At 63.3% G+C, this 5,783-nt stretch carries 3 protein-coding genes; 2 read left to right on the forward strand and 1 reads right to left on the reverse strand.

The genetic code is table 11. The features are described 5' to 3' along the window. Positions 1 to 144: 144 nt before the first annotated feature. Positions 145 to 1,536: a hypothetical protein gene (locus A7Q26_RS16950; RefSeq protein WP_198162967.1), complete on the forward strand. Its 1,392-nt coding sequence runs from the start codon at positions 145 to 147 to the stop codon at positions 1,534 to 1,536. A 53-nt stretch (positions 1,537 to 1,589) separates the two neighbouring features. Here the strand turns inward: A7Q26_RS16950 and A7Q26_RS16955 are convergent, their stop codons facing one another. After that, entirely contained in the window at positions 1,590 to 3,791 is a 2,202-nt protein-coding gene (locus tag A7Q26_RS16955) for a family 1 glycosylhydrolase (RefSeq protein WP_036527622.1), read from the reverse strand. A gap of 163 nt (positions 3,792 to 3,954) precedes the next feature. Here A7Q26_RS16955 and A7Q26_RS16960 point away from each other — a divergent pair. Further along, the coding region (locus A7Q26_RS16960) for an NAD(P)-binding protein (RefSeq protein WP_066861877.1) at positions 3,955 to 5,783 on the forward strand (1,829 nt) is incomplete at its 3' end.

Genomic DNA, 5,783 nt, shown 5'->3' on the forward strand with positions numbered 1-5,783 from the left:
CCGCCCACAGGATCACATCACCCTGGAAATGGCGCCACTTGAAATCCGTCATCGTTCCGTCCGTCCAATCTCCGCCAAGCATGCTCAAGCTTCACGATTTTTGCAACAGAGCCCAAGTTCTGAACCCAGCGCAATGTGGGTGCGGTGAATCTGATTTCACGACCGATATCAAAGCCCATTCATCAAACACCACCTTCATCAGGAGATCTTATGGTTAAGCATAGAAACTTCCGCGCAATGGTTTCCGCTCTCGCTATGCTCGCAGGGCTGTTCACCGCCGGAGAAGCTTCCGCCGAGTTCGTGACGCAATCCGATCAGCGGCCGCCGTCGCCCGCGCGTCTGATCTTCCCCGATACGAAGGACGGACATCATATTTTCGCCGGCGACCTGCACCTGCACACCGTATTCTCGGACGGCTCGGCCTGGCCGACGCTTCGCCTCGCAGAAGCGGCGCATGACGGGCTTAAGTTCGTGTCCTTCACGGAACATGACATCATCACGCCAAAGATCCGCGACACCGGCACCAACAAGAACCGCAGCTATGAAATCGGCCGCGCGTTCATCTCTTCGGGCATGCTTGGCCTCGGCGGCATGAAACTCTCGCTCGGGTCGGAGATCACGCGCGCGATCGGGCATTTCAATTGTCACTTCCTCAAGGATGCAAATGCGCTGAACCCGGGGAAAGTCCATTACAGCACCTTCAAGCAGACGGGCGGGCAGCTCCGGGTCGACTGGAACCGGACCAGCGCGGACGAGAAAGATCTGGAAGCACGGTTCCGCGAAGCGAAGCGGCAGGGCGCCATCTGCCAGTGGAATCATCCGACCATCCCCTCCTCCTCCCCTGGTGAGGCAGTGGTGACGCCGTTCCTCGAACGGATGTTTTCAGAGGGTCTGCTGTCGGGGATTGAGGTTGCGCAAAGCGATTTCATCCACCCCAGCGCGATGGACGTGGCCCTGAAATATAACCTCTATATCGCGGCGACTACGGACGCTCATCTCGGGACCGCGTTGGAGCAGGAGGCGGCGGGGATGGATCACCGCGTCGCCACCCTGTTCCTGACGCAGGGAGAGGATGAAGCGGCCTTCAAGGATGCGCTGGAAAAGCGTCGTACGGTCGGCCTCTTCCGCGACACTTTCTTCGGCACGCGCGAGAATGTTCAAACGGTGATGAACGCGGTCCTGAAGATGTCGTTCACCAAATATTCGCCGTCAGAGTTTCTGATCGGAAACTCAGGCGAGATGGAGATCGCGAATGCTGGCCCGATCGACGTCGAGCTTGAGATCGTTCAGCCGGACTTTCGCCTGCTGAACTATCCGCGCTTCGTGAAGATACCGCATGGATCGAAAGTCACGCTGAAGGCGCTGCGCATCGACGGCCCGAACTTCAAAGGCCTGAAAGTCCGCGTGATCAATTCGCTTGTGACATCGCGTGACCAGCTGGAATTTTTCCTGGAGGCGCAGCCGTTCGATCTGAACGCCATCACCGGCAAGGGTACGCTGAGCAACATCCCCGACGATCTCGACGGCTGGATGTAAGACGGCTGAATGTTCGGCGGCCATGGGTCTTCGGATCCATGGCCGTTTGCATGTCATGCAAGCTCGCGCACCGCTTGCTGCCTCTTCTCATGCCGCGCAAACTCGCCGAGGGCATCCGCAAGAGACGGCAGGTGCGCCCCGCGCCCCGTCGCGAGCGGTACGCGGGAGGGGCGTGGCGCCATTTGGTTCAGGCGGGCGCCCGGCACGGCGCGGATCAGATGCCGGGGCAGGTTCAGGCTGTCCGCGACGGCTTCCGCGAACTCTGCCCATGATAGCTCCGTCTCATTGGTGAGGTGCCAGAGGCCCTGCTCACCGTCGATCAGGAGGTCGAGCGCGACCCTGACGAGATGCGGCACATAGGTCGGCGTGATCCGCTGGTCCGCCGCGGCCTCGAACGGCTGCCCCGCCGTCAGGGCGCGAGCGACCGCGACGGCAAAGTTGAACTCGTCATGGGGAGAGAAGAAGGCTGCGGTGCGAACGATGAGATGCGTCCCCGCCAGGGCGAGAAGTCCCTCCTCCATGCGCGCCTTGCTCTCGCCATAGACGTTGCGCGGGTCGGGCGCGTCGGTTTCGACATAGGCCCCTTCCGCCTTGCCCCCGAAGACGAGGTCGCTTGAGACATTGAGGGTGGCAAGCCCCCGCTCCTCCGCCATCCGCGCAAGGCGGACCGGGCCGTCGCTGTTCGCCGCAAAACAACGGGCGGCATGGCTTTCCGCCTCGTCGACCCGTACCCAGCCGGCGGCGTTCACCACTGCCCAGGGATCGTGCCGGTCCAGCGCAGCCCCGATGCTGGCCTCGCTGGTGATGTCGAGCGCGTGCCGCGCCGTCAGCACATGCGGTATGTTGCGGAGCGTACAGGCCCGCGCGAACGCTTGCCCCAGGGTTCCTGTCGCGCCCATGATCAGGAGGGGCCGACCCATGGGCGCACGCTCCCTGCAACTGTCCGCCCGGTGCTGCACGGCCGGGGCAGGACGGCGGACGGCGGGATATTCAAGCCGGATCGGCCGACGCCACCAGCCCGGCTGCGCTGCAAGCGGATGCCGTGCAGCGCCAGTGGCCAGAGCCGTGCCGAGCGCTGCGAGAGCGGTCGCGCGCGGCGTTCCGCTACTGACGTCGAATATGCCCGGCTCATAGATGCCGGGGGCGGTCAGCAGCGTGTTCCATCCGCTACTGCCGAGCAGCGACCAGAGCGTGATCGCTCGCACGTCCACGCCCTCATTGCGCAGATCCTCGGCGCAATCCCACGCCTCCGCCAGCCAGCGCAGCTGCTCCTCGCGCGTGCAGCCATTATGGACTTCGGTGACCGCGATCGGGGTCGCATAGCGGTCCCACGCCTCCTCTATCACGCCCCTCAGACCGGGCGGGGGCGGCTCCAGCACCCGGATCGCCTCGACATCGGCATAGCGCTGCCCGTCATTGCCGCCATGCGCATGGGCGGGATAGCGCTGCATGCGATGGTCGAGGAACCGCTCGCTGGTCAGATAATGGTTGATGCCGATGATGTCTGGCGGACAGGGATCGGCCGCAATGGCCTCCAGCCTGTGCTCCAGCCCGTGCGCGGCCATGCGCCGCCACAGCGGATGACCGCGCCGTACGCGCCCGAACAGCAGGTCCCATGTCGCCCAGCGCCGGATATTCTCGAACGCAGCCTGCTCGCGCAACTCGGCAGTGGCGAAGGTGCGGCCGAGATCCTCCGTCTGAACGAGCCGCGCGGCGGGATTGACCCTGCGAATGGCCTGCATCGCGAGCCGGGTTCCGTCGATCTGGTTGAGGAGCGCGCGCCAGAACGCGCCCTCGTCGCGGACATGCGGATACCAATGGCCATAAAGCGCCGAAAAGCGCGCCGTGGTGAGCGGCTCATTGACCGGCGTCCACTGGTTGATCCAGGAATAGCGCTCCGCAACGCGGGCCGCGAAATCAGCGAGACCCCGCGCGAAACCGTCATCGTCGAGGAGATGCGTGTAGGAGGGACCGCTGCCGTGATGGACAAGCCCGGCAATGACGTCGATGCCATGTGCGCGCAGCCGGTCGATCCGCGCATCCACGCCCTGCCAGAGATGCTGTCCGGGCCGATCAGGCGCAATGCATTCCCATAATATAGGATAACGGATCGTCGTTATGCCGATGTCGGCAAATAGATTCAGATCGTCGATCCGATCATAGTGGCCGCATCGCTCGAACTGATCCTGATATGTATCCCGAACCCTGTTGATGGTGCACTCCGGCCCACCCCATAATTCCAGATGCCTCTTCATCGTACATATCTCCCAGACCTTCGCCAGAACGACTGACATGGATCAGGTTTCCGCTCTCGACTTGATATCTTGTGTTATCTCTTTGAACTTGGGCCGGTTTGTACAGGAACCGGAGCGATGAACGGCGTGTTGCCGATGTTCATCATTCAGCAAGGTTCCAGACATGAGCGGCATTCCAAGCGACGTCGACGCCATCAACCCCGACAGCCCGACGGAGGGCGGCGGCACGCTCATCTGCTTCAGTCACCTGCGCTGGAACTTCGTCTATCAGCGGCCGCAACATCTGATGAGCCGCTTCGCCCGGGACCGGAAGGTCATCGTTTGGGAAGAGCCGATCCACGATGCGCCAAGTGCGACGTTGGACACCCATGTCTGCGACTGTTCCGGCGTCACCATCCTCACCCCGCACCTCCCCGCCGGCCTCAGCCGGCATGAGGAGACGGAAACATTGCGCGCCCTGCTCGACGGCGCGATCACCCGCGATCCGGCGCGACCGCTCATCTGCTGGTACTATACGCCGATGATGCTGCCCTTCTCCGACCATCTGGCGGCGGACTGCATCGTCTATGACTGCATGGACGAGCTGGCGAACTTCAAGGGCGCGCCGTCAGAGCTTCTCCCGCTTGAGCAGCGGCTGCTCGACAGCTGCGACCTCGTCTTCACCGGCGGGCACAGTCTCTACGAGGCAAAGGCCGCGCGCCATCCTTCGGTCCATGCCTTTCCATCCAGCGTCGACGCCACCCACTTCTCGACCGCCCGCGCCGCTGGTCCGGAGCCGGAGGATCAGGCGGAGCTCCCCTCCCCGCGCCTCGGTTTTTATGGCGTCGTGGACGAACGGATGGACCTCGCGCTGCTGGAAGGTTTGGCGGACGCGCGGCCCGAATGGTCCATCGTCATCGTGGGGCCAGTGGTGAAGATCAGCGACGCCGACCTGCCCCGCCGCCCCAACCTCCATTATCTGGGCGGCAAGGGCTATGCCGAACTGCCCGACTATCTACGCGGCTGGGACGTCGCCCTGATGCCCTTCGCCATCAACGAGGCGACACGCTTCATCAGTCCCACGAAGACACCCGAATATCTCGCCGCGGGCTGCCCCGTCGTCTCTACCCCGGTGCGTGACGTCGTGCGCGGCTATGGCGATGTCGAGGCGGTGCGCATCGCGGACGGGCGGGACGCTTTCGTCGCCGCCTGCGACGCGGCGCTTACCCTCTCCCGCACAAACGGCTGGCTGGCCGCCGTCGACGCGCGGCTCGCAGGGGAGAGCTGGGATCTCACGCAATGCGCGATGAGCAACCTCATTGACGAAGCGGTGCAACGCAGCAGCCACGTCTATCCCGTGGTGTCGCCTATTGGCGCAGACGGAGACCGCCCGCAATCCTATGACGTCATGGTCGTCGGGGCAGGCTTTGCCGGCGCGATCATGGCGGAACGGCTCGCACGCGACGCGGGCAAGCGGGTGCTGGTCGTGGACAAGCGGCCGCACGTCGCCGGCAACGCCTATGACCGACTGGACGATGCCGGCATCCTCATCCACCAATATGGCCCCCATATCTTCCACACCAATTCGGCCGACATCTTCGAGTATCTCTCGCAGTTCACCGAATGGCGTGGCTATGAGCACCGCGTGCTCGCGGCTGTCGGCGACCGCCTGGTACCGATGCCAATCAACCGCACGACGGTGAACAGCCTCTACCATCTTGATCTGCGGACGGAGGAGGAGGCCGCCGCCTTCCTGGCCTCCCGCGCAGAGCCCGTGGATATCGTCCGCACGTCGGAGGATGTCGTCATCTCGGCGGTGGGACGCGAACTCTACGAGACTTTCTTCCAGGGTTACACCCGCAAGCAATGGGGAATGGACCCGTCGGAACTGGACAAGTCGGCTCTGTTGCAAACTCTGACACGGTTTCCAAGATTGGGCTCATGTACTGTCAAGGTCAGTTGCGATGAACGATTTCAAAGGACGGCATTTTACCGGCGAGGTCATCCTATGGG

This window comes from Sphingobium sp. TCM1, assembly GCF_001650725.1.
Classification (GTDB): Bacteria; Pseudomonadota; Alphaproteobacteria; order Sphingomonadales; family Sphingomonadaceae; genus Sphingobium.

Bases quoted from the DNA above. Each gene is read 5' to 3' on its own strand.
- A7Q26_RS16955 (WP_036527622.1), bottom strand. From the start codon at position 3,791: ATGAAGAGGCATCTGGAATTATGGGGTGGGCCGGAGTGCACCATCAAC.